The following is a 26,095-nucleotide window of genomic DNA, read 5'->3' as shown; positions in this document are numbered from 1 at the left end:
TAGGGTACGCGTCGTACCTTATAGGCGAGGAGGACCTCATGCGCGTCTTCGGCATGAACTACGACACCGGCTTCGTGAGCGCCGGGTCCACCACCCATGAGCCGTTCGACGCGGAGACCGTGCGGCGCGACCTGCGCGTCATCCGCGACGAGCTGCACTGCGACGCGGTGCGCGTCACCGGCGGCGAGCAGGACCGGCTCGAGCTGACCGCGCGGCTCGCCGCCGACGCCGGCCTCGAGGTCTGGTACTGCCCGTTCACCAACGGCCTCGACCGCGACGAGCTCATGGCCTTCGTGCTCGACGGCGCGTCGCGGGCCGAGCGGTTGCGGCGCGACGGCGCCCGGGTCGTGTACCTGGTCGGCTCCGAGATCTCGATGTTCACCGACGGCTTCCTGCCCGGCCGGGACCTGACCGAGCGGATGGCGCTGTTCACCGACCCGATGCGGATGCGGGAGGCCGTCCCGGCCGCACGCGCGGCGGTCCACGCCTTCTTCGCCGAGGCGGTCCCGGCGGTGCGGGAGCGCTTCGGCGGACCCGTCGGGTACGCCTCGATCCCCCTCGAGGCCGTGGACTGGGCACCGTTCGACATCATCGCCAGCGACGCCGGCTACCGCGACGCGACCAACGCCGCGGCGTTCCCGCAGACCCTGGCGGCGGCCGTGGGCCAGGGCAAGCCGTACGCCGCGACCGAGTTCGGCTGCTGCACGTTCCGCGGCGCCGCCGACGTGGCGGGCGCGGCGGAGCCGGTGACCTACGACGAGCACGGCCGCGCCGCGTCGCTCACCGCCGGCCTGGAGCGCGACGAGGATGGGCAGGCCCGATACCTCGTGGACCTGCTGCGCGACTACGAGGCAGGCGGCGTCGAGGCGGCGTTCGTGTACACCTTCGCCAACCGGCACCTGCCGACGACCGACGACCCGCGGCGCGACTTCGACCTGGCCGCGCGCGGGATCGTGCGGGTGCTGCCGGACGGCACGTGGACGCCGAAGGCCGCCTTCCACGCCCTCGCCGAGTACGGCCGCGCCCGCGCGGACCTCAGGGCGCGCAGAGGAACTCCGAGCGCTCCTCGTCCGTGACGCCACGCTGTTGACCTCAAGTCCGGTTGAGGTTTTAGGGTTGCGGTGTCGGTGTTGTCCACGAGCGGGACGGAAGGCGGGGCGGCGGTGACCCTCGAGGTCGGCACGGGTGTCGTGGCGTCGTTCAAGGCGGCCTTCCGTGGTTACCCGACGGGGGTGGCGGTCATCGCCGCTGCCGGGCCGGACGGCCCCGTCGGCCTGACGGCGTCGAGCGTCGCATCGGTGTCGCTGGCCCCGCCGGCGCTGTCGTTCTCGGTCATGGACTCGCCGTCGGCACGGCTGATCGTGGCGGCGGGCAGCTTCGTCGTACACCTGCTCGGCGCCGCGCACGAGGACCTGGCCCGGCAGTTCGCCCAGCCAGGCGGCCGCCGGTTCACCGCCGACCAGCCGTGGACGACGCTGCCCACGGGCGAGCCGCTGCTGCACGGCGTGCCGGCGGCGCTGCGCTGCACGGCCCTGCACCGATTGCCTGTCGGCAGCTCGACGGTGGTCGTCGCCGAGGTCGCCGACGCCTGGATCGGCCCGGCCGACGCCCCGCTGACCTACCGCGAGCGCGAGTTCCACACCAGCCCGTAGCCGCCCGCGGACGCGTGTGCTCCCCGAGGTCGCGAGCGCCCCGCTCCGGCGCGACGGAACGACAGAGGAGCTGTCGCCGCCTGCGGGCGTCAGGTCGTGGCGAGGGCTTCGGCGATCATCCGGTGGCCCTGGGCCTCGAAGGTCTCGTCGCCCACCTTGTACGCCCAGCCGGCCGTGGCGATCGCCTCGCGGACCCGGGTGCGGTGCCACGCGGCGGGGTCGCGCGGGTCGGCGCCGTACCCGTCGAGGAACGCCGCCTCCAGCGACGGGTCGCGGCGGAACTGCTGCGCGGCGAGGCGGGTGAGGTCGCTCGCGGCGGGGCGCATCGCGGCGCGGCCGAAGTCGATGACGGCGACGGCACCGTCGTGGACGAGCCAGTTGCGGGGCTGCCAGTCGCCGTGCGTCGGGACCAGGCGGGCCGGCGGCGTCGGCCAGCCGGCGATCTCGGCCCGCAGCCGCTCGGCCGTTGCTGCCGGGATCCGGTGCGGACCGTCCAACCAGGCCAGCGACTTGGCGTTCTCGCGCCGCTCGTAGTCGTTGTCGGCCGCCGCGGGCTGCGCATGCAGCAGCGCCAGCAGGGCGCCGGCCTGCCGGTAGGTGGCGGGCTCGTCCTCGAAGGCGGTGCCGAGGACGAGGCCGCCCGGCAGGTGCCGGGTGACGAGCAGCTTCGCGTCGTCGTCGCCGTGCTCCAGCGCCGGCGCCAGGCCGCGGGACGTCCACGGGCCGAGCCAGTGCCGGTGCGCCTGCAGCTCGCGGACGATGTGGTGGTCGCTGACGCCGCCGGCCTTGACGATGAACCGGGCGCCGCCGGAGGTCACCTCGAGGACGGTGGTCGCGACCAATCCCCAGCTGTGGTCGTGCTCGACGGTCGCGTCCGGCAGCCATTGCCGCAGGAGATCCTGCTGCCGCGGCGAGAGACCTGTCACCGGCCGATTGTAGGACGCCGCCCGTGCCGGACAACTCACCGGCGACGACGCCACGGCACCCGGGGTCCGGGCCGCCGCTCGATGTCAGGCCATCTTGCGGGTGCGCTGCTCCAGGTCGTCGGCGACGCGTTGCCACTCCGTCGCGCACCGGCGGGCCACGTCGCTGAGCACGTACGCCGCGTGGGGCGGCAACCCGTCGCTGACCTCCTGCCATTCCTGGGGCGAGAGGACCTTCGTCAGTACCCACCGCAGCAGCCGCCGTCCCGAGTCCGTCAACCGCAACGACGGGTCGGCCTTGAGCCCGTGCACCAACGCCTCGATGCCGATCAGGTCCGGCTCCGTCGCGGGGCCTCCCCCGCGTCCGGCGCCGCCGTTCGCCGCGCCCTGCCGCTTGATCCGGCTCGACGGCACCGGGCTCTCACCGCGCTCCACACGCTGCCGGACGTCGCGCACGGTCGCCGCCGACAGTCCGACGCTGCGCGCGATCACCCGCAACGACGCGTCGGGGTGTTTCTCGATGAAGTCCGCCGCCCGCAGCCGCCCCTCGGCGCTGTCGACGGGGCGGACCCGGCCGTCCCGGCCGGTCCGCGCCTGGACCTCCCCCACCTCGTCGAGGTCGCCGGCCAGCCGGCGTCGCAGGTTCGCCACGGACCGCGCGCTCAGCCCGGCGGCGGCCGCGATCACGCGGTCGGACCAGGTGGGATGCGACGCCATGATGCGCTCGGCGGCGCGGATGCGGTCCGACAGCGGCAGCGGCCGGCCGTGCGAGATGTTGGCCTTCACGCCGAGGACGAACGCCTCCTGCGCCGAACCGTCGAAGAACTGCACCTCGATGCACTCGTCGCCGCGCAACTGGGCGGCCCGCAACCGGTGCATCCCGTCGATCACCCGCATGGTCGCGCGGTGCACGAGGATCGGCGGCAGCCTCGTCTCCACGTCGGCCAGCATCTGGATGTGCTCGACGTCCTCGCCGTCGAGGCGGGGCGAGTCCGCCGGCCGCAGCGACGTGATCGGCACGAACCGGGTCGGCGACGCTCCCCCGATCAACAGGTCCAGGTGTTTCCCACCAACCGGTTCGGCACCCTTCATCATCCGTTCGAGTCTCAACGTCGGAGCGGTCGACTGATCCAAGATGGCCCTCCCCGTGCGCCGACTGGCCAGGTCTGCCGGAAGAGTAGCCACCGCAATGACGAAGGTGACACAGCTGCATAAAAGTTCTAATACCGCCTTGCCCTGCGCGAAAACGGCCTGCTATAGATGCCTACTACATGTACGTGACAGAGCGTTGTCGATGGACCGACGGCGAAACAGGCGCCATTCGAATGCCGGCCCAGCCGTTCAACTGCGCAACGACGCGGTTGAACGGCCGGAAGGCGCTGCGCGTGAACTCGTCGTCATCGGCGCCGGTCGGCCACGCCCGCAGTCTGCTTCATGCCTTCGATGAGCACGAGCGTGGCCCGGGCGGTCGGCAGGATCAGCTGCCCCGCGATGGTCAACTCGACTCCGGTCGGGCCTCGCGTGAGCAGCGCCGCACCTAGCGCCGACTCCAACCGCCTGATCTGATAACTGAGTGCCGGCTGTGAATATCCCAGCTCCTTGGCCGCCAGGTCCATACGGCCGAACTCGGCGATTGAAGTGAAAGCCCTCAGCTCACGGTCGTCCATGGCAGCCTTTCCGTGTGGATGACCTACCCCGTAAAGGTCATCGACTCGGCAACCATTGCGAACGCTCTATGCCATTGTCAATAGCCATCCCGGATTCCGAGGTACTAAGCCCGCACTTTGGACAAATCGTACCTTCTTCGCGAATGGCTTAGATGTTCCCTGTCTCAGCCGCCCAGGCACCACTCCAGAACGGCCATCGCGCTGGCCAGTTTCATCCGCGCCTGCGCCCAGGCGATCGAGCGGGGGCCGTCGAGGACCGTGGCCGCGACCTCCTCGCCGCGGTGGGCCGGCAGGTCGTGCATGAACACCGCGCCGGGCCACCGGGACATCAGGTCCTCGGTGACGGCGAACGGCTCGAAGTGCCGCCGCCAGTCCGGATCGGGCTTCGTCGTGCCGGTCGTGCACCACTGCGTCGTGTAGACCACGTCCAGGTCGTCGCCGAGGTCGTTCACGTCGTGGACCTCGCGCACCTGACGGCCGGACCCCGCTACGAGTTGCCGCGCCTCGGCCAGGTAAGCGGGATCCAGGCCGTACCCGGACGGTGTCGCCAGGCTCAAGGACGGGCCGGGCACCTTCGCCAGACCGAGGGCCAGGGCGGTCGCGCTGTTGTTGCCCTCCCCGAAGTACCCGACGTGCAGGCCGTCGAGGCGGCCGAAGTGCGTCCGCAGCATGGCCACATCGCTCACACCCTGCGTCGGGTGCTCCTCCCGCACCATCGCGTTGATGACCGGGATGCCGGAGACATCTGCGAACCGGCGCAGATCGGCCATGGGCACCGGGTCGCGCACCACGAGCGCGTCGAGCATTCCACCGAACACCCGTGCGGTGTCATCGAGCGTCTCGCCGGTGACCAGTTGCAGATCCCGCGGCCCGTATGCAACAACCGTCCCGCCCAGTCGCGCCACGCCGCTGCTGAACGCCGTCCGGGTACGCGTGGACGTGACCGTGAAGAGGACGCCGACGACCTTGTCCCGCAACGGCCGGTGGTCCACCGGCTGCGCGGTGAAGTACTCACCCGAGCGGGCCACCAGGTGCTCCAGCTCGGCCGTCGTCAGGTCGGCGATCGAGATCAGACTGCGACCGCTCATCACGCGGCTCCCCCCGCTCGGGTGGCCGCGCCCAGCAGGTCCACCATGACTCCCAAACCCTCGGCGCGGGCCAGATCGGCGACCGCCCGGCCCATGACCACGTCCGCGACAGCCATCCCGAACGGATTGCTGACGACGAATCCGTCGTCCGGACGGACCGCCGGCAGCGCGCCGCGCAGGACGTCGCCGTACGCGCCGGTGATCGCCCGGCCGGGGCCGGACCCGGGTGCGTCCGAGGTGCCGGGCACCGCGACCCGGCCGTCGCGGATGAGCGCGCCCAGGATCCGTCGCGGGTTGTCGCACACGAGGCCGAGGTCGTCGACGTACACGGCCTGCGCGTGTTCGAACACCTCGGGGCGCAGGTCGTCGAGCGACACGTGGGCCACGAACGTCCCGGGCCGAAGACTGCCGGCCTCGATGTAGGGCTCGTCGGAGACGGTCAGCGTCACGAGGACCTGGCTGGCCGACACGCACGAGTGCACGTCCGGGTGGATGTCCACTGTGTACTCCGGGAACCGCCCGGTCACGTCCGACGCGAACCGCCGCGCCCGCTCGGGGTCGATGTCGTGCACGTGGATGCGCCGCACGGCCCCGAAATAGCGGTGCAGGAGCCGCACGTGCGCCCGCGCGATGGTCCCACAGCCCACAATGGACACCTCGTCGAACCCCGCCGGGCCCAGCACCCGCAACGTCGACATGGTGTACGCGGCCGTGCGTTCGGCACTGATGAAGCCCGCCTCCACGAGTGCGGTCGGCCGGGCCGTCTCGGGATCGAACAGCACCGTGAACCCGCCGGCCCGTTCGATGCCGAGGCCCGGGTTGCTCACCGACGCGTTGATGAGCTTCATCCCGTACGTACGCCCGGACGACGTGTCGGACCCGCCGAGCATCGCGATGGCGCGCGTGTAGGCGCCGACACCGTTGCGCCACGCGAGGTACCCCTCGGCCGGCAACACGGTGCCGCCTGCGGCGTGATGATGGAGCATCGACTCGACCAGCGCCACCGGGTCCTGTTTCGCCAGGCACCGCTCAACGGTGTCGCGATCGATGATCAGAATCTCGTCCGGTCGCAAAAGGCTCCACCTTCGTCGGCGACGACACCTTCCTCCGACGGCCAGTCTTCGTGCCGGGCCGCTGTTTGTCGAGTTCCGATCGTCGTGCGCGCGGGGCACTCCACAGCGCCGAAGTCGTTCGGTTGACAAGGTTCTGGGGCGCTGACACCGTGCCGGTACTGACGTGTGACCGTGCCCGGCAACCGTTCCCACGCATCAAAGAGGATGTCTTGCTGCACTCAAATGTGGTGAGCTGCGTCGGATCCACGCCTATGGTCCAGTTGCAGCGACTGTTCGGCGCGGACGCGCCCCGTGTCTACGCGAAGCTCGAGTTCCTCAACCCGGCCGGCAGTGTCAAGGACCGGGCCGCCCGGTACGTCATCGAGCGCGGTGTCGAGGACGGAGTCCTGAAGCCCGACACCCATGTCGTCGAGAGCACGTCCGGGAACTTCGGTGTCGCGCTCGCCATGATGGCCAGCATCTACCATCTGCGCCTGACGCTGGTGGTCGATCCGAACATCACGGCCAGCAACCTCACCATCCTCAAGAGCTTCGGCGCGACCATCGACATGGTCGACGTCCCTGCGCCGCAGGGTGGCTACCTCGAAGCCCGGATCGACCGGGTCCGCCAGTTGCTGACGGCCGACCCGTCGTCGGTCTGGATCAACCAGTACGCCAACGCGCTGATCCCGCGGGCGCACCACCTCACCGCGGCGGAGATCCTGGCCGATCTGCCCGGCCCCGTCGACTATCTGGTCCTCGCGGTCAGCACCACCGGCACGCTCGTCGGCATCGCCGAACGGCTCAAGCAGGCGCATCCCCGGCTGCGCGTGGTCGCGGTCGACGCCGTCGGATCCGTCGTGTTCGGCACCCCGGCCGGCCCCCGGCGCCTTCCGGGCATCGGCGCGTCACGGGTGCCGGAACTGCTCGACATGCGCCTCATCGACCAGGTCATCCACGTGACCGACGACGAGGCCATCGCCGGCTGCCGGGATCTGGTGGCCCGCGAGGCCATCTTCGCCGGCGGTTCGTCGGGCTCGGTGATCGCCGCCATTCAGAAGCTGGTGCCGGCCGTCGCGCCGCTCAGCTCGATCGTGACGCTGTTGCCCGACCGCGGCGACCGCTATCTGGATCTGGTGTACGCCGATCGGGCCGCACACCGGGATTCCGGCCCGCCACGATGAGCGGGCGCACGACGTTCAACTGAAGAATGCCGACGGTTGAACACCATCATCGGGTCCGGCCGGGCCGGACCCGTCACCAGGTGACGTGGAGGTGGGTCAGGCCCCGGGTGGTCAGCCCGTCCTTCCACCGCACCGCGTCCGGCCCAGGGGCGAGCGCCAGGCCGGGAAACCGGGCGATCATCCTGCTCAGCGCCGTCCGCACCTGCATGCGCGCGAGCGGGGCACCGACGCAGTAGTGCGGGCCGATCCCGAACGTGAGGTGAGCGGTCGCGCGCCCGTCGGCCTCGAGCCGCCCGGGATCCGGGAACACCTGCCCGTCGCGGTTGGCGTGCACCACGTCGACGAGCGCGGCCTGCCCGGCCCGGACGGTGACGTCGCCCAGACGCACGTCTTCCAGGGCGACCCGGGGGAAGCTCACCGACGCCGCGGGGGTCAGCCGGATGAGCTCCTCGACGATCGCCCCGGACACCTCACCGCCGTCGAGTCTCGCCCGCAGCGACGGCTCGGTCAGGTACCACAGCGCCGCCAGCCCGAGCTGGCCGACTGTCGTCTCGTACCCGGCCATCAGCAGGGCCAGGCCGAGGTGGAGCAGCGCCTCCGAGGACAGCGCGCCACCGTCCTGCGCGGCGATGAGCGCGCTGATCAGGTCGTCCCCGGGGTGCCGGCGTTTGCGTTCGATCAGCCCGGTCATGTACGCCACCAGCGCCATGCCGTGCTGCGCCTTCTCCCGCGGGGTGCTGAAGGTGATGTCGAAGAGCATCTCGACCCGGGTCCGGAACTGCTCGCCGTCCTCCAGGGGCACGCCGAGCAGGCGGGTGAGCACGGCGATCGGCAACGGGGTGGCGAACGACGCGATGAGGTCGGCCGGCGGCCCGGTCTCGGCGACCTCTGTCAGGAGCCGGTCGGTGAGCTCCTCCACGTACCGGGTCATCGCGGCGGTGCGGGACGGGGTGAACGCGCCGTTCACCAGCCGGCGCAGCCGGGTGTGTTCGCTGCCGTCCATGCTCATGATGGAGTTGCGCGACGGGTTGGCGGTGTTGAACTTCGGCGCCTCCGGCCGGGCCGCCGCGGCCCGGCTGAACCGCGGATCGGTGAGCACGATGCGGGCGAGCGTGTAGTCGCTCACCACCCACATCTCGTCACCGGTGGGCATCCGGACCCAGGCGACCGGTTGCCGCGCGTCGGTGCCGAGAAACGCGGGGAGCGGGCCGAGCCGGTCCGAGGAGCCGCTCACTGCATCACGTCCGCGATCGCCGCCCAGACGTCGCCGAGCCATTGCGGGTCCACCATCTGGCTGTGCAGGCAGGGGATCCGGGCCTCCCGGATCGTGCCGCCCACGTAGGGCTCCCATGCCTGGGCGGTCGGGGCGTCGTCCGGCCGGTCCGCCGCCGCGACGAGCACCAGAGCGTCGCCGTCGAACCGCCGGTACGTGTGTTCGGCGGAGATCCGCCGGCTGTTCTGGAACAGCCGGGCGAGGCGCATGCAGTCGTCGTCCGACAGTCCGCCCAGCGGGCCGGTCAGCCGGCGGACCCAGTCCCTCAGGTCCTGCAGCTCCGCCTCGGGGTCCGGCGGCAGCTCCTCCAGCTCGGCCGGATCGGCCGTCTGCGACGCTGGATCGGGAACGGGGGGTGGCGGATAGACGTCGAGGAGGATCAGCGCCGACACCTCGTCGCCGGCCTCCTGGAGCTTGACCGCGATCTCGTGCGCGACGCGCCCGCCGGAGGACCAGCCGAGCAGACGGTACGGCCCGGTGGGCTGGACGGTGCGCATCTGGTCGAGGTAGTCCTGCGCCATCTCCTCCATCGTGGTCGCGAACGCGGTCTGCCCGTCCAGCCCCCGCGCCTGCAGGGCGTACACCGGGATGTCGCTCGGCACGAATCCGGCCATCGGCATGTAGCACCAGCTCAGGCCGCCGGCGGGGTGGAAGCAGAACAGGGGCGCCCGGTCGCCCTTCTCCCTGATCGGCAGCAGCACGTCGAGCACATCGCGCAACGACGACAGGTTCGTGCGGTCCATCAGGCCGCTCACGGTCGGCGCGGCGAAGATGTCGCGGACCGCGAACGACATGCCCCGCTCCTTCAACCGGGCGACCGCCCGCACGGCCAGCAGCGAGTGACCGCCCAGCTCGAAGAAGTCGTCGTCGACGCCGACCGACTCCAGCCCGAGGACCTCGGCGAACACCTCGCGGATGTGGCGCTCCAGGGCGGTGACCGTGCTGATGTCGATCGTCGGCACGGCCGTCGGGTCGGGGGCGGGCAGGCCCTTGCGGTCGAGCTTGCCGTTCGGCATCAGGGGCATCGCGTCGAGCACGACGACCGCCGACGGGACCATGTACGCCGGGAGGCGCACCGCCACGAACGTCCGCACCTGGGCGGGCAGGTCGTCCTCGACGTCCCGGTCCGCCACGACGTAGGCGACCAGGCGCCGGTCCCCCGGTTCGTCCTCGCGGGCGATCACGGTGGCCTGGGCGACCCGGGGGTGAGCGGCGACGACGGCCTCGACCTCGCCGAGCTCGACCCGGAAGCCGCGGATCTTCACCTGGTCGTCGACGCGGCCGAGGAACGCGAGGTCTCCGTCGCCGTGCCAGCGCACCACGTCGCCGGTGCGGTACATCCGGCCGCCGCCGAACGGGCAGGCGACGAACCGTTCGGCCGACAGACCGGGCCTGCCCAGGTAGCCGCGGGCCAGGCCGTCACCGGCGATGTAGAGCTCGCCGTGGACGCCCGGCGCGACCGGCACGAGCGCGTCGTCGAGCACGTACAGCCGGGTGTTGGCGATCGGGCCGCCGATGGACGTCAGGTCGGCGGCGTCGCCGTCGATCAGTTTCGCCGTGGACCAGACGGTGGTCTCGGTCGGGCCGTACATGTTGGTCAGTGCCGGTGTGCGCGCCAGAAGGGTCCGGGCCAGGTCTTCGGGCAGCGCCTCGGCGCCGACGTACACCCGGATCCGCGTCCAGTCGATGTGATCGTCGTCGTCGGCGACGAGACCGCGCCAGAGGCTGGGCGTGGCGTGCACGACCGTCGCGGCCCGGGTCCGGATCAGGTCCCGCAGCGCCCACGGGTCGAGCACCTGTTCCTGCGACGCGAGAATCATCGGTACGCCGCAGATGAGCGGGAGGTAGAACTCCAGGCCCGCCATGTCGCAGCCGACCGTGCTGACGGCCAGCAGCCGGTCGCCGGGGCGGAACGCGAACCGTTCGCGCATCGACATCAGGAAGTTCACGACGGCGCGGTGCCCGACGAGCACCCCCTTGGGCCGGCCGGTGGATCCGGAGGTGTAGATGACCCAGATCGGGTGCTCCGGCAGCAGCGCGGCGTGCTCGACCGGTCCGCCGGGCCGTGCGGCCAGGTCATCGGCGACGGCGGGGTCGTCGAGCAGCACGACCGGCACGATGTCGTAGCCGCCGACGCGCACCTCGAACTCCTCGAGCCGGTCGAGCAGGCTCCGGTCGCTGATGAGGCACACCGCGCCGGAGTCGGCGAGCACGAACGCGGTGCGGCCGGCGGGATAGGCGGGGTCGATCGGCAGGTACGCGGCCCCGGCCTTGAGCACGGCCAGGAGCGCCACGACGAGCTCGACCTCCCGCTCCAGCACCACGGCGACGATGGTGTCCGGCCCGACGCCCCGCTCGATCAGCAGCCGGGCGAGGCGGTTGGCGCGCCCGTCGAGTTCCGCGTACGTGACCTCCGCGTCGCCCGCGAAGATCGCCACTACTTCCGGTGTACGGACGGCCTGGTCCTCGAACAGGCCGACGACAGTCGCGGCGGGGATCGCGGCGGCCGTGTCGTTCCACGTCGTGAGGATGGTCGCCCGTTCGTCGCCGGCCAGGACCTCGACCTCGCTGAGCCGGATCCCGGGGTCGGAGCTGACCGCGTCCAGCACGCGCACCCAGCGCTCGGCGATCCGGCGGGCCGACGCGGGGTCGAACAGGTCGGTCGCGGCGACCAGACCGCCATACAGGCCCGCGGGCGTGCCGTCCGGGGCGTACACCTCGCCGATGCTGAAGTCGAGGTCGAACTTCGCGGTCGCGGCCTGGTCCGGCGCGGTGTCGCCGCCGGCGGGGTCCGCCTCGGCGACGGCGGCGTCCTGCAGCAACAGCATCACCTGGAACAGCGGGTGCCGCGCCAGGGAACGGGCCGGTGAGAGTTCCTCCACGAGCCGTTCGAACGGCACGTCCTGGTGCTCGAACGCCGACAGTGCCGTCTCGCGCACGCGGGCCAGCAGCTCCGCGAACGTCGGGTCGCCCGAGAGGTCGGTGCGCATCACGAAGGTGTTGACGAAGTACCCGACCAGGCCGTCGAGGGCCTCGTCGGTGCGCCCGGCGACGGCCGAGCCGATCGGGACGTCCGTGCCGGCGCCGAGTTTGGACAGCAGCGCGGCCAGGGCCGCCTGCAGCACCATGAACATGGTGACGCCCTGGTCCCGGGCCACCGCGAGCAGCCGGGCGTGCACCGGCGCGGGCACGGCGAGCATGGTGCGGGTGCCGCTGTGGCCGATCAACGCGGGCCGCGGCCGGTCGAACGGCAGGCTCAGCTCCTCCGGCAGCCCCGCCAGGGCCCGCCGCCAGTGGGCCACCTGCCGGGAGATGAGGCTGTCCGGGTTCTGGTCGTCGCCGAGCAGCTGCCGCTGCCACAGCGCATAGTCCGCGTACTGCACGGGCAGCGGCGTCCAGGACGGTTCGCGACCCTCGCGGCGGGCCTCGTAGGCCGTGGTGAGGTCGTCGCCGAGCGGCCCCCAGGACCAGCCGTCGCTGGCGATGTGGTGTGCCACGACGACGAGCACGTTGTCCTCGGGCCCGGCGGTGAAGAGCCAGGCCCGGATGGGCACCTCGGTCGCCAGGTGGAAGACGTGCCGCTCGGCCTCGGCGATCGCCGCGGGCAGGTCGGCGCCGGCGACCTCGGCGACCCGCAGGTGCCAGTCCAGGTCGTCGAGGCCGACGATGCGCTGGAACGGCTCGCCGTCGGCGGTCGGGAAGACGGTCCGCAGCACCTCGTGCCGGCCGAGTACGTCACGCAGCGCGGCGGCGAGGGCGTCCCGGTCGACCCGGCCGGGCAGCCGGACGACGACCGGGATGTTGTACGTCGGGCTCGCCCCTTCCAGCTGGTCGATGATCCACAGGCGGCGCTGGCCGTACGACAGCGGGATCCGCGCGGGGCGTGTCTGCGGGGTCAGCGCGGCCCGCGCCGCCCGGGCGGTCGAGAGCCGCCCGGCCAGACCGGCCGGTGTCGGCACCTCGAACAGGGTGCGGATGTCGACCTCGGTGCCCAGCAGCGTGCGGATGCGGCTGACCAGCCTGACCGCCAGGAGAGAATGGCCGCCCAGGTCGAAGAAGTCGTCGTCGACGCCGACCGTGTCGAGCCCGAGGATCTGCGCGAACGCCTGGCACAGCAGCTCTTCGCGGGCGTCGGCCGGGCCGCGCCCCGATCGGGCGGTGGTGGTGACCTCCGGCGCGGGCAGGGCGCGGCGGTCCAGCTTCCCGTTGCCGGTCAGCGGCAGCTCCGCCAGGGTCACAACGGCCGCCGGCACCAGATGATCGGGAAGACGACCGGCGAGGAACTGCTTCACCGTGGCCGGCGGCACCGGGTCGTCCGTGTCGACGGGGACGACGTAGGCCACCAGGCGGCGTTCCCCGGCGGCGTCCTCGCGGGCGACGACAGCGGCGAGTGCGACCTGCGGGTGCGTGGTCAGCACGGCCTCGACCTCGCCCGGCTCGACGCGGAACCCGCGGAGCTTCACCTGCTCGTCGGCGCGGCCCAGGTACACCAGGTCGCCGTCGCGGGTGCGGCGCACGACGTCCCCGGTGCGGTAGAGCCGGCCGCCACCGGTGCTGTCGAACGGGTCGGCCACGAAACGTTCGGCCGTCAGGGCGGGGCGGCCCACGTACCCGCGGGCCAGTTGTGCCCCAGCGACGTACAGTTCGCCGGCCACACCGGCCGGGACGGGCGTGAGCTGGTCGTCGAGCACGTACGCGCGGGTGTTCGCGACCGGCCGGCCGATCGGCGCCGGCACCGCCCCGTCCAGCCGGGCCGTCAGCACCCCGATCGTGGTCTCGGTGGGCCCGTAGTGGTTGAAGACCGCGCGCTCGTCGCCGGCCAGCAGCTCGCGCACCAGGTCCGCCGGGGCCGCCTCGCCCCCGAGGACGACCGCCCGCCCGGGCAGCACGCCGGGCAGCCCGGCCGGCCCCGCGCCGAGGGCGGCCAGGTGCGAGGGCACGATCTTCATCGCGTCGATGCGATGCGTGGCCACGAAGCCGGCCATCCCGGCCGGGTCGGTGACCACCGGTTCCGGCGCCACGACAAGGGTTCCGCCGGTCGTCAGCGCCCCGAACACCACGGTGTTGCCGAGGTCGGTGACCTGCCCCTGCAGCACCCCGTAGCGGCCCGGCCCGGCCAGCCCGACCCGCGACGGCACCGAGGCGACGTAGTTGGCCAGGCCCCCGTGCGTCACGCCGGCCCCCTTCGGCGCCCCGGTCGACCCGGACGTGTAGATGACGTACGCCAGCTGCCCCGGCAGCGCGCGGGCGTCCACGGGGTCGGCGGACGTGCGTGCCAGCCGCAGGTCGTCCAGCGCGAGGGTGCGCAGCCGGCCGACCGGCAGCTCGTCCAGCAGGTCCTCGGTCGCGACCAGCACGGCCGCCCGCGCGTCGGCGAGCATGAACGAGATCCGGTCTGCCGGGTGGGCCGGGTCGAGCGGCAGGTACGCGCCGCCGGCCTTCCACACCGCCAGCATCGCCACGATCGTGTCGAGGCCGCGTGGCAGGCACAGGCCCACCACCGACTCGGTGCGCACGCCGAGCCCGGTCAGGAACCTCGCCAGGCGGTTGGCCCGCGCCTCCAGGTCCCGGTACGAGACCTCGGACCCGTCGCAGACGAGCGCGACCGTGTCGGGCGTCCGGGCCGCCTGGGCGGTGATCATCTCGGGTACCGTCCGGTCGGGCAGGTCGGTGGACGTGTCGTTCCAGTCCGCCAGCAGCCGGTGCCGCTCGTCGGCGGTCAGCACGTCGATCGCGGAGACCGGCCGATCGGGGGCGGCCGTGGCGGCGGCCAGGACGCGTATCCAGCGCTCGGCGATGACGGCGACGGTCGGCGCGTCGAAGAGGTCCACCGAGCCGCTGAGACCGCCGAAGATGCCGTCCGGGGCGCCGTCCGGGGCGAAGGCCTCCCCGACGATCACGTCGATGTCGAACTTGACGGCGGTCGTCATCGCCTCGGCGACCGCCGCGTTCACCTCGCCCGGTGCCGCCGTCGTGTACGGGACCTCGCCGGCGCGTACACCGGGCAGGTCCAGGTCAGCGCCGGCGTTGTTCTGCATCGTGAGCAGCACCTGGAACAGCGGGTGCCGGGCCAGCGAGCGGGCCGGGGCCAGCTCCTCGACCAGCCGCTCGAACGGCACGTCCTGGTGCTCGAACGCGGCCAGGGTCCGCTCGCGCACACGGGCCAGCAGCGCCGCGAAGGTCGGGTCACCGGACACGTCGGTGCGGATGACCAACGTGTTGACGAACGACCCGACGAGATCGTCAAGGGCTTCGTCGGTGCGGCCCGCGACCGCAGAGCCGATCGGGATGTCCGTGCCCGCGCCCAGCTTCGCGACCAGCACCGCCAGGGCGGCCTGCAGCAGCATGAACACTGTCACGCCCTGCTCGCGGGCGACCGTGCGGGCCCGGGCGTGCACGTCGGCCGGGATCCGCACCGGCACGGTGTACCCGAGATGACGGGAGACCGCGGGCCGGGGGCGGTCGACCGGCAGGGTCAGCTCCTCCGGGGCTCCGGCGAGGGCCTGCCGCCAGTAGGCGACCTGCCGGGAGATCGGGCTGCCCGGGTCGCCGTCGTCGCCCAGCAGGTCGCGCTGCCACAGCGTGTAGTCGGCGTACTGGACCGGTAGCGGCGCCCACACCGGGGCGCGCCCCTCCCGCCGGGCCGCGTACGCCCGCGACAGATCTTCGGTGAGCGGTTTGGTCGACCAGCCGTCGCTGGCGATGTGGTGCACGACGACGACCATGACGGCATCGGTCCGGTGGCCGGTGTTGCTGAACAGCCAGGCCCGGATCGGCGCCTCGGCGGCCAGATCGAAGGTGTACCCGGCGGCGGCCGCGACCCGCGACTCCAGGTCCGCCGGGGCGACGTCGGCCGTCTGCAACTGCCAGTCCAGGTCCTCGAGGCCGATGATGCGTTGGTACGGACGGCCGTCGTCATCGGTCGGGAAGACCGTCCGCAGGACCTCGTGCCGGCCGATCACGTCGCGCCACGCGGCCCCGAGCGCGGCGTGGTCGACGTCGCCGTCGAGCCGCACGACCATCGGCCGGTTGTAGGTCGCGCCGGCGCCTTCGAGCTGTCCGATGAACCACAGGCGCTGCTGCGTGAACGACAGCGGCAGACGCGGCGGGCGGGCCGCCGGGACCAGCGCGGCGCGGGCCGTGCCGGCGCCGGCCAGCCGGGCGGCCAGCCCCGCCGGGGTGGGCGCATCGAACAGGCTGCGCAGTGACACCTCGACACCCAGTGTGGTGCGGACCCGGCTGACCAGCCGGACGGCGAGCAGGGAGTGGCCGCCGATCGTGAAGAAGTCGTCGTCGACGCCGACCGTGTCCAGGCCCAGAACGTCGGCGAACGCGAGACACAGCAGTTCTTCGCGGACGGTGGCCGGGCCGCGCCCGGATCCGGCCGCCGCCGCGAAGTCCGGCGCGGGCAGGGCCCGGCGGTCCAGCTTGCCGTTCGGCGACAGCGGCAGTTCGTTCAGCACCACCACGGCGGCCGGCACCATGTACTCCGGCAGGCGCTCGCCGACGTACTGGCGGAGCGGGGCGGTGTCGGCTTCCCCGACCACGTACGCCACCAGACGCTTGTCACCGTCCGCGTCCTCACGGGCGAGGACGGCCGCCTGCCGCACCTGCGGGTGCCCGGTCAGGACGGCCTCGATCTCGCCCGGTTCGATCCGGAATCCGCGGATCTTCACCTGCTCGTCGGCACGGCCCAGGTACACCAGGTCGCCGTCGGCGTTCCAGCGCACCACGTCGCCGGTGCGGTACAGCCGGGCACCCTCGCCGTACGGGTCCGCGACGAACCGCTCTCCCGTCAGGCCGGGGCGGCGCACGTAGCCGCGCGCCAGGCCGGGACCGGCCAGATACAGCTCCCCCGCCACGCCCACCGGGACGGGCATCAGGCCGTTGTCGAGGACGTACACCCGTGCTCCGGCGATCGGCTTCCCGATCGGCGGCACCCAGCCGGCTTCCCGGTCCCCACCGTCGTCGAACCACGCCGTCGCGTACACCGTCGCCTCGGTCGGGCCGTAGATGTTGGCCACGCGCGCGCCCGGCAACGCGGCCCGCACGTCACCGAACACGCCCGCCGACAGGCCCTCGCCGGCCAGCACCACGGTCTCCACGCCCGCGCCGTCCCAGTCACCCAGCACCCGTGCCAAAGCCGACGGGACCGCGCTCACCAGCGAGACGTCGCGTGGTGCGTCCGGCCCGTCCGCGAGGGCCAGCAGATCGTCGACGAGGCGGACACGACCGCCCGCACACAACGGACCCCACAGCTCGAACACCGACACGTCGAAGCTCAACGAGGTGGAGCCCAGCACCCGCCGGAACCCGGTGCCGCCGAACCGTTCCCCCGCCCACATGACCAGCGCCGCGGCCGAGCCCTGTTCGACCGCGACGCCCTTCGGCACACCCGTCGACCCCGATGTGTAGATGACGTATGCCGGATGCCCGGGCCGCAGCGGCACTGCCGGATCTTCGGCGGAGTGCCGGGACAGTTCCTCGACGACCCGGGTGTCGCTGAGATCCACGATCGGGCGCCCGGAGGAGGACAGCCGGCCGTGGGACGCGGCGTCGGTGAGGACGCACAGGGCGCCGGAGTCGGCCAGGACGAACGAGATCCGATCCGCGGGCAGTGCGGGGTCCATCGGCAGGTACGCGGCGCCGGCCTTCATCACGCCGAGCGCGGCGACGAGCATGTCGGCGCCGCGCGTCAGGCACACCGCGACGACCGATTCGGGCCCGGCGCCGTTCTCCGCCAGGTGATGGGCCAGGCGGTTGGCCCGTGCGTCCAGGTCTCGATACGACACCGTGGTGCCGCCGTGCTCCACGGCCGGCGCGTCCGGCGTCCGCGCGACCTGGGCCGCGAACAGCTCCGGCAACGTCCGGGCCGGTGTGGCCGCCGCCGGGCCGTTCCAGTCGACCAGGAGCTTGTTCAGCTCGACGGCGTCGAGCACGCCGATCTGCGACAGCGGCGTCTGCTCCGGCGTGTGCTCCAGTGCGTCGACCAGTTCACCGACGGCGGTGCGCAGCATCTCGGCCACGGACCGCGGGTCGATCGGGGCCACCGCTGCGACGACGAGCACCAAGCCGTCACCGTCGTCGTCGACCGACACCAGCAACGGGTAGTTGGTCCGCTCCCGCGAGAGCACCGGCCGGACACCGGCGAACCCGTCGGACGGTTCCCCCTCGCCGGCGGGGCCGCTCGGCGCGTTGTGCCGGTAGTTGAACAGCGTCGTGAACAGGGGCGCGTCCGCCGGCACCGCGCTGGCCCGTTGCGCGACGGTCAGCGGCGCGTGTTCGTGCTCGAGCAGCACGGCGAGCTGGCCGCGCATCGCCCGGACCGCGTCCAGCACGCCGGTGTCGCCGGTGCGCACCCGGACGGGCAGGGTGTTCATGAACAGGCCGGGCACCCGGTCCGCGCCCGCGCCCGCGTTCATCCGGCCGAACAGGACCGTGCCGAACACGACGTCGTCACGGCCCGACACGACGGCCAGGACCCGCGACCACGCCACGTGCATCACGGTCGCCGGGCTGGTGCCCACGTCACGGGCCACCCCGCGCAGCCGGGCGGCAAGGCCGGCGTCCAACTCCACGCCGACCTGGACGGCGCCGGACCCGTCGCCACGGACGTCGGTGACGCCGAACGCGGCGGTCGGCTCGTTCACACCGGCGAGAAGCTCCCGGAAGTACTCCTCGTGTGCGCCGCTGTCGAGGCCGGCGCGGGCCTGGGCCACAAAGGTGCGGTACGGCAGCGGCTCCGGCAGGCCGGCGGCCCGGCCGGCGAGCACGGCCTCGATCTCGGCCAGGATCACCTCGAGGGCGGTGTGGTCCTGGACGAGGTGGTGGGCGCGCAGCAGGCCGAGCCAGCGGCCGTCGGCGAGGGCGGCCACGTGGACGTCGAGCAGCGGCGCCTGCGCGAGGTCCATCGACAGCCCGGCCGCCGACATGAGCGCCTCGACCGGCTCCGCGGCGTCGGCGACGCCGGGCACCTCCGTCACGGACAGCGTGGCGGAGCGCCACACCACCTGGACCGGTTCGCGCAGGCCCGCCCACACGACCGACGTGCGGAACACGTCGTGCCGGTCGATCACGTGCTGCAGCGCGGCGACGAACCCGTCGAGGCGGTCGCGGTCGTCGAAGGCGAGGACGAATGGCGTCACGTACGCGTCCTGGCCGCCGTCGGCGAGGAGATGGTGGAAGAAGATGCCTTCCTGCAGCGGTGCCAGCGGGTAGATGTCCGCGATGGCGGGGGCGCCGCCCGGGACGGCGGCCACCACGGTCCGGATCTCGGTCTCGGTCAGGTCGACCAGGGGCAGCATGTCCGGCGTGATCGCCGGCGCGTCGCCGGGGATGCGGTTCGCCGGCACGTCCACGGTCACGCCACCGGCCGCGGCGGCCATCCCGGCCGGGGTGGGTGACAGGAACAGCGCGCGTACGGACACCGACACACCGCGGACCCGCAGCCACTCCACGAGCCGGACGGCGAGCAGCGAGTGGCCGCCGAGGGTGAAGAAGTCGTCGTCGACGCCGACCGACCGCAGTCCCAGCACCTCCGCGAACGCCAGGCACAGAAGCTCTTCCCGGCCGGCCGACGGACCCCGACCGCCGCCCGCGGCGGCCGCGAAGTCCGGCAGGGGCAGGGCCTTGCGGTCCAGCTTGCCGTTGGGTGACAGCGGTAGCTCGTCGAGGACGAGCACGGCCGACGGGACCATGTGGTCCGGCAACCGTTCGGCGGCGAAGCCGCGCACCTCGACGCCGTCCGCGGCGCCGACGACGTACGCCACCAGGCGCTTGTCCCCGTCCGTGTCCTCGCGGGCGATGACGGCGGCCTGCCGGACCTGCGGGTGCGCGGTCAGCACCGCTTCGATCTCACCCGGCTCGATCCGGAAGCCGCGGATCTTCACCTGCTGGTCCGCCCGGCCCATGTACACCAGGTCACCGTCGGCGTTCCAGCGCACCACGTCACCGGTCCGGTACAACCGGCCGCCGTCGCCGTACGGGTCGGCCACGAACCGGCCCGCCGTCAGCCCGGCCCGGCCGGCGTAGCCGCGCGCCACGCCACGGCCCGCCACGTACAGCTCCCCGCCGACTCCCACCGGCACCGGTGCCAGCCAGTCGTCCAGCACGTACACCCGTGCTCCGCCGATCGGCCGCCCGATCGGCGGCACCCAGCCGGGTGCCCGTTTCCCGTTGTCGTCTTGGTCCTCGTCGAACCATGCCGTCGCGTACACCGTCGCCTCGGTCGGGCCGTAGATGTTCGCGACCACCGCGCCCGGCAACGCCGCCTGTACCGCGTCGAACACGCCGGCCGACAGGCCCTCGCCCGCCAGGACCACCGTTCCCACGGCCGAACCGTCCCAGCCGGGCAGCACCCGCACCAGCGCCGACGGCACCGCGCTCACCAGCGACACGTCGCCGAATCCGTCGGCCAGGACCAGCAGGTCCTGGACCACCCGCACGCAACCGCCGGCGCACAACGGCGCCAGCAACTCGAACACCGACACGTCGAAACTCAGCGACGTCGAGCCCAGCACCCGTTCGAAGGGGCCACCGCCGAACCGTGAACCCGCCCACTGCACCAGGGCCGCCACCGAACGCTGCTCGACCACCACCCCCTTCGGCACGCCCGTGGAGCCCGACGTGTACATCACGTACGCCGCGGACCCCGGCCCGCCGGCCACCGCGGGAGGGCCGTCCCCGCCCGCGGACACCGCCGGATCGTCCAGGTCCACCACGGGAACCGCGCCGGTCACGCCGTCGAGCGCCGCGGCCGCGGCAGGCAGCGTCAGAACGCAGACCGGCGCGGCGTCGGCCAGCATGAACCCGATCCGCTCCGCCGGATATCCCGGATCGACTGGAAGGTAGGCGCCACCGGCCTTCCAGACCGCCAGCAGCGCCACCATCATCTGCACACCGCGCGGCAGGCACAGCGCCACCACGGACTCGGGCCGCACCCCCAGCCCGGCCAGGTGCCGCGCCAGCCGATCCGCCCGCCCGTCCAGCTCCGCGTACGACACAGCGCCGTCGCCGGACACCACCGCCACCGCGTCCGGTGTCCGCGCGACCTGCGCCGCGAACAGCTCCGGCACGGTGACGTCCGGCGCCACGAACCCGGTGTCGTTCCAGTCAACCACGATCCGGTCCCGCTCCGCGGTGTCGAGGACGCTCACCTCGGACAGCCGGCGGGTGGGGTCGGCGACGAGCGCCTCCAGCAGCCGCGCCAGGCGGGCGGCGAGCGTGTCGACGCTGGTGGCGTCGAACAGCGCGGCGGCGCCCGTGACGCTGCTGCGGAGGCCCGCCGCGGCGCCGTCGGGGTGGAACGTCTCGCTGAAGCTCAGGTCGAGGTCGAACTTCGCCACGGACACACCGCCAGGGCCGTCGTCCGCCGGCCCGGCGCCCGCCGGCGGGGCCCCCGGCGCGGCGTTCTCGACGGTGAGCAGGACCTGGAACAGCGGCTGCCGCGACAGTGAACGGGCCGGGGCGAGCTTCTCCACCAGACGTTCGAACGGCACGTCCTGGTTCTCCAGAGCGTGCCACCCGACGTCGCGCACCCGGGCAAGTGTCTGTGCGAGCGTCGGGTTCCCGGACAGGTCGGTCCGGATCACGAGGGTGTTGACGAAGAACCCGACGAGGTCGTTAAGTGCGTCGTCGGTACGGCCGGCGACCGCCACACCGATCGGGATGTCGGTTCCGGCGCCGAGCTTCGACAGCAGCACCGCCACCGCCGTCTGCAGCACCATGAACACGGTGACGTCGTGTTCACGCGCGACCTCGATCAGCCGCGCGTGGACGTCGGCCGGGACGAACGCGACCGATGTGTGCCCCTCGTGCTCCGCGACGAGGGGCCGCGGCCGGTCGAAGGGCAGGACGAGCTCGTCGGGCGCGCCGGCGAGGGCCTCCCGCCAGTACGCGACCTGCCGGGAGAAGACGCTGTCCGGGTCGTCCTCGCGGCCGAGCAGTTCCCGTTGCCAAAGCACGTAGTCCGCGTACTGGACGGGCAACGGTTCCCAGCGTGGGGCGTGACCGGCGAGACGGGCCTCGTACGCCGTGGTGAGGTCCCTGATGAGCGGCTCGCCGGACCACCCGTCGCTGGCGATGTGGTGCACGACCAGCACCAGGGTGTGCTCGCCCGGTCCGGCCTCGAACAGCCACGCCCGGATCGGGATCTCGGACGCGAGGTTGAACACGTGCCGCAGCGCCTCGTCGACCGCGGCGGGCAGCTCGGCAGCGGCGACCGGGTGCACCACCAGCTGCCAGTCGAGGGCGGCGAGCTCGAGGACGTCCTGGAGCGGTTCCCCGCCGACGACCGGGAAGACCGTGCGCAGCACCTCGTGCCGGCCGATCACATCACGCAGGGCGGCATTCAGCGCGGCGGGGTCGACCCGGCCGGGCAGGGGCATCACCGTCGGAATGTTGTACGTCGTGCTCGGGCCCTCCATCTGGTCGATGAACCAGAGGCGCTGCTGCGCATACGACAGGGGGTACATCAGGACTCCTCCGTGGTGCGCATCGGCCGCAGCGCCGGCCGGGCTGATTTCTTGGTGTCCATCCGGGCGGCGAGCCGCGCGACGGTCGGCTCGCTCACCAGCAGCCGCAACGACATGTCCACCTGGAGCAGGGACCGGATGCGGCTGGTGAGCCGGACGGCGAGCAGTGAGTTGCCGCCTAGGTCGAAGAAGTCGTCGTCGACGCCGACGTGGTCGACGCCGAGGATTTCGGCGAACGCCCGGCAGAGCAGTTCTTCCCGTTCGTTGGCCGGGGGGCGACCGGTGCCGGGGGTCGTGAGGTCCGGGGCGGGCAGGGCCTTGCGGTCGAGCTTTCCGTTGGGTGTCAGCGGCAGCGCGTCGAGGGTCACGAACGCCGTAGGAACCATGTAGTCGGGCAGCCGTTCGGCGGCGTGGGTCTTCAGCGTCGCACCGTCGGCGGCACCGACCACATAGGCCACCAGACGCTTGTCGCCGGGGACGTCTTCTCGGGCGATCACGGCGGTCTGGGCGACGTCCGGATGCTCCGCGATGACGGCCTCGATCTCCCCCAGCTCGATGCGGAACCCACGGATCTTCACCTGCTCATCCGCCCGGCCGACATACACCAGGTCACCGTCAGCGGTCCAACGCACCACATCACCAGTGCGATACAACCGGCCACCGCCACCGCCGTCGAACGGGTCAGCCACGAAACGACCCGCCGTCAACCCACGCCGGTTCAGGTAACCCCGAGCCACCTGACCACCCGCGACATACAACTCACCCACCACACCCGGCGGCACCGGCCGCAACCGACCATCCAACACATACGTCCGCAACCCAGCCAGGCCACGACCGATCGCACTGTCCCCCGACTCACCCACGACCAGGGAACGATGCGTGACATGGACCGTCGTCTCCGTGATCCCATACATGTTCACCAACCGCGGCCCGTCCGGCCGACCCTCCCACCACGGACCCAACCGACCCAGATCCAAAGCCTCACCACCGAACACCACCGCACGCAACGAACCACCCAACTCCCGCCCGTCGGCCGCCGCCACCAACTGGTAGAACGCCGACGGCGTCTGCGACAACACCGTCACCCGCTCCCGCTCCAGAAGATCCCAGAACTCCTCCGGAGACCGCGACACCTCGAACGGCACCACAACCACCCGACCGCCGTGCAGCAGCGCCCCCCACAACTCCCACACCGAGAAATCAAACGCGAACGAATGGAACCACGTCCATACGTCATCGTTTCCGAAGTTGAACACTCCCCGGGTCGCGGCGAACAGGGCGACCACATTCCGGTGCGTGACCACCACACCCTTCGGGGCACCGGTCGACCCCGACGTGAACATCACATACGCCGCACAATCCACACCAACACGAACACCGAACGGGGCATCAGACATCGACTCCGCCGCCACGTCGTCGACCACACACACCACGGCCGCGTCCGCCACCATCAACGACACCCGCTCCGCCGGCAACCCCGGATCGATCGGCAGAAACGCACCACCCGCCTTCCACACCGCCAACAACGCGACGATCAGGTCCACCCCACGCGGCAGGCGCACACCCACCACCGACTCCGGGCACACCCCACGCGCCACCAGAAGCCGGGCAAGACGATTCGCCCGAGCGTCGAGCTCCCGATACGACACCGTCACGCCACCATGCACCACCGCCGGCGCATCCGGAGTCCGCGCCACCTGCACCGCGAACAACTCCGGCACGGTGGCGTCCGCCACCACCGACCCGGTGTCGTTCCAGGCCGTCAGCATCCGGGTCAGGTCGGTCCCGCCGAGCACCGGCACCGCGGACAGCGGCGTGCGGGCACCGCCGTCGAGGCCGGCCTCCAGTGCCGGCACCAGACCCGCGACCGCGGTCGCCATCAATGTGACCACCGACTGCGGATCGATCGGGGCGAGCGCGTCGACCATCAGGCCGAACCCGACACCGTCGTCATCGACGGCCACCGTGAGCGGGTAGTTCGTCCGTTCACGAACGAGGAGCTGCCGCACCCCGGGGTCGCCTGTGGGCGCGTCTGGCTGTGGCCGGCCGGGTTCGTTGTGGCGGTAGTTGAAGAGGGTGTTGAACAGGGGCACGCCGGCCGGCACGCCGCTCGCGCCCTGGGCCACGACCAGCGGGGTGTGTTCGTGCTCCAGAAGGCCGGCCAGTTGGCCGCGCATGGCGGTGACCGCGTCGACGACGTCGAGGTCGCCGGTGCGCACCCGCACGGGCAGGGTGTTGATGAAGAGGCCCGGGACCCGGTCCGCGCCGGCGCCCGCGTTCATCCGTCCGAACAGCAAGGTCCCGAACACAACGTCTTCGCGGGCCGAGACCGCGGCGAGGACCCGGGACCAGGCCACGTGCATGACCGTCGCGGGGCTGGCGCCGAGCCGCCGGGAGACCTCCCGCAGCCGCGCGCTCAGCTCGTCGGGCACGTTCCCGACGGCGCCGCTCACCGCGGAGCCGGCGCCGCGCGCGGTGCTGACGCCGAACGCCGCGGTCGGTTCGTCGATGCCCGCGAGGAGTTCACGGAAGAACCGTTCGTGTTCCTCGGCGCTGAGCCCGGATCGCGTCTGGGCGACGAAGTTCCGGAACGGCATCGGCGGGTTCAGGTCGCCGGTGCGACCGGCCATGATGGTCCGGACCTCGTCGTAGACGATCTCGATGGCGGTGTGGTCCTGGACGAGGTGGTGGATTCGCACCATGGCCAGCCACCGGCCGCCGGGCCGCTCGGCCACGTGCACGTCGACCAGCGGGGCACGCCCGAGGTCCATCGACAGCCCGGCCGCGGTCACGAGGGCCGCTGCCGGGTCGGGCGCGTCGGGCGCGATGCCGGCCACCGCGACCGGCAGGGTCGCCGTGCGCCACACCACCTGGACCGGCTCCCGCAGTCCGGCCCACACCACGGACGTGCGGAACACGTCGTGCCGGTCGACGATCTGCTGCAGTGCGGCGGTGAAGGCGTCGAGGGCGGACCGGCCGGGCAGTTCGAAGACCCGGGGGACGGCGTAGAGGTCGTCGCCACCGTCGGCGAGGAGGTGGTGGTACAGCAGGCCTTCCTGTAGCGGGGCGAGGGGGTAGATGTCGGCGACGTTGGCCGCGCCGCCGTCCACCGTGCCGGCGACGGCCTCGATCTCCGCCTCGGTCAGGTCGACCAGCGGCAGCATCCACGGGGTGATTTCCTGCGCGTCGACGGGGATGAGGTTCGGCGGGATGTCGGTCGTCACGGCACCGGCCGCGGCGGCCAGACCGGCCGGCGTCGGGGAGTCGAACAGGGCGCGCACCGCTACCGAGACTCCACGCGTTCGCAGCCACTCCACCAGGCGCACGGCGAGGAGGGAGTGGCCGCCGAGGGCGAAGAAGTCGTCGTCGACGCCGACCGCATCCAGGCCGAGCACCTCAGCGAACGCCTGGCACAGCAGCTCTTCCCGCACGGTCGCCGGACCCCGCCCAGCCCCAGCCACCGCGGCGAAGTCGGGGGCGGGCAGCGCCTTGCGGTCCAGCTTCCCGTTGACGGTCAACGGAAGCTCATCCAGGGCCACGACAGCCGACGGGACCATGTACTCGGGCAGGTGGTCGCTGGTGTAGTCGCGCACTGCCGTGCTGTCCGCGTCGCCGACGACGTACGCCACCAGACGCCTGTCCCCGGTGGTGTCTTCACGGGCGATGACCGCGACCTGGCTCACCTGCGGGTGGGTGGCGATCACGGCCTCGATCTCGCCCGGCTCGATCCGGAACCCACGGATCTTCACCTGGTCGTCGGCGCGACCGAGGTACATCAGCTGGC

At 72.3% G+C, this 26,095-nt stretch carries 11 protein-coding genes; 3 read left to right on the top strand and 8 right to left on the bottom strand.

The window, feature by feature from the left end; translation table 11 throughout:
• Window positions 1-38 precede the first annotated feature (38 nt).
• Window positions 39-1,076 carry a glycoside hydrolase family 113 protein gene (locus tag ABD332_RS36150; RefSeq protein ID WP_344507294.1) on the top strand — a complete coding sequence of 346 codons (1,038 nt, stop codon included), beginning with the start codon at window positions 39-41 and terminating at the stop codon, window positions 1,074-1,076.
• 51 nt (window positions 1,077-1,127) lie between these two features.
• Window positions 1,128-1,652 carry a flavin reductase family protein gene (locus tag ABD332_RS36145; protein WP_344507292.1) on the top strand — a complete coding sequence of 175 codons (525 nt, stop codon included), beginning with the start codon at window positions 1,128-1,130 and terminating at the stop codon, window positions 1,650-1,652.
• Window positions 1,653-1,741: 89 nt separating this feature from the next.
• Here the strand turns inward: ABD332_RS36145 and ABD332_RS36140 are convergent, their stop codons facing one another.
• The 5 genes from ABD332_RS36140 to ABD332_RS36120 all read right to left on the bottom strand — a co-directional run bounded on the left by ABD332_RS36140 (window position 1,742) and on the right by ABD332_RS36120 (window position 6,403).
• Entirely contained in the window at window positions 1,742-2,578 is an 837-nt protein-coding gene (locus ABD332_RS36140) for a phosphotransferase family protein (RefSeq protein WP_344507290.1), read from the bottom strand.
• A gap of 84 nt (window positions 2,579-2,662) precedes the next feature.
• Window positions 2,663-3,670, bottom strand: coding sequence for a ParB/RepB/Spo0J family partition protein (locus ABD332_RS36135; protein WP_344507288.1), 1,008 nt, complete (start codon window positions 3,668-3,670; stop codon window positions 2,663-2,665).
• Window positions 3,671-3,972: 302 nt separating this feature from the next.
• Window positions 3,973-4,242 carry a LysR family transcriptional regulator gene (locus tag ABD332_RS36130; RefSeq protein WP_344507286.1) on the bottom strand — a complete coding sequence of 90 codons (270 nt, stop codon included), beginning with the start codon at window positions 4,240-4,242 and terminating at the stop codon, window positions 3,973-3,975.
• Window positions 4,243-4,406: 164 nt separating this feature from the next.
• Window positions 4,407-5,333 (bottom strand): ornithine carbamoyltransferase, encoded by a 927-nt coding sequence (locus ABD332_RS36125; RefSeq protein ID WP_344507284.1) that lies wholly within the window; start codon window positions 5,331-5,333, stop codon window positions 4,407-4,409.
• Entirely contained in the window at window positions 5,330-6,403 is a 1,074-nt protein-coding gene (locus ABD332_RS36120) for a hypothetical protein (protein WP_344507282.1), read from the bottom strand. The genes ABD332_RS36125 and ABD332_RS36120 overlap by 4 nt, the downstream gene beginning before the upstream one ends.
• A gap of 50 nt (window positions 6,404-6,453) precedes the next feature.
• On the opposite strand from ABD332_RS36120, the gene sbnA reads away from it, so the two are divergent.
• Window positions 6,454-7,566 (top strand): 2,3-diaminopropionate biosynthesis protein SbnA, encoded by a 1,113-nt coding sequence (gene sbnA / locus ABD332_RS36115; RefSeq protein ID WP_344507281.1) that lies wholly within the window; start codon window positions 6,454-6,456, stop codon window positions 7,564-7,566.
• A 73-nt stretch (window positions 7,567-7,639) separates the two neighbouring features.
• Here sbnA and ABD332_RS36110 read toward each other — a convergent pair whose 3' ends face one another.
• From ABD332_RS36110 to ABD332_RS36100, 3 genes are all read right to left on the bottom strand, one after another.
• Window positions 7,640-8,800: a cytochrome P450 gene (locus ABD332_RS36110; RefSeq protein WP_344507280.1), complete on the bottom strand. Its 1,161-nt coding sequence runs from the start codon at window positions 8,798-8,800 to the stop codon at window positions 7,640-7,642.
• A complete protein-coding gene (locus tag ABD332_RS36105) occupies window positions 8,797-22,311 on the bottom strand; it encodes an amino acid adenylation domain-containing protein (protein ID WP_344507278.1) in 13,515 nt (4,504 codons plus the stop codon). Before ABD332_RS36105 ends, ABD332_RS36110 begins: the two co-directional genes overlap by 4 nt.
• Window positions 22,311-26,095, bottom strand: a 3,785-nt coding sequence (locus ABD332_RS36100) for an amino acid adenylation domain-containing protein (protein WP_344507276.1), incomplete at its 5' end; no start/stop codon positions are given. The genes ABD332_RS36100 and ABD332_RS36105, both read right to left, overlap by 1 nt.

Source organism: Dactylosporangium maewongense (genome assembly GCF_039531485.1).
Classification (GTDB): Bacteria; Actinomycetota; Actinomycetes; order Mycobacteriales; family Micromonosporaceae; genus Dactylosporangium; species Dactylosporangium maewongense.
The sequence above is the reverse complement of the archived record's forward strand: the minus strand, read 5'-3'. Positions and strand labels throughout refer to the sequence as shown.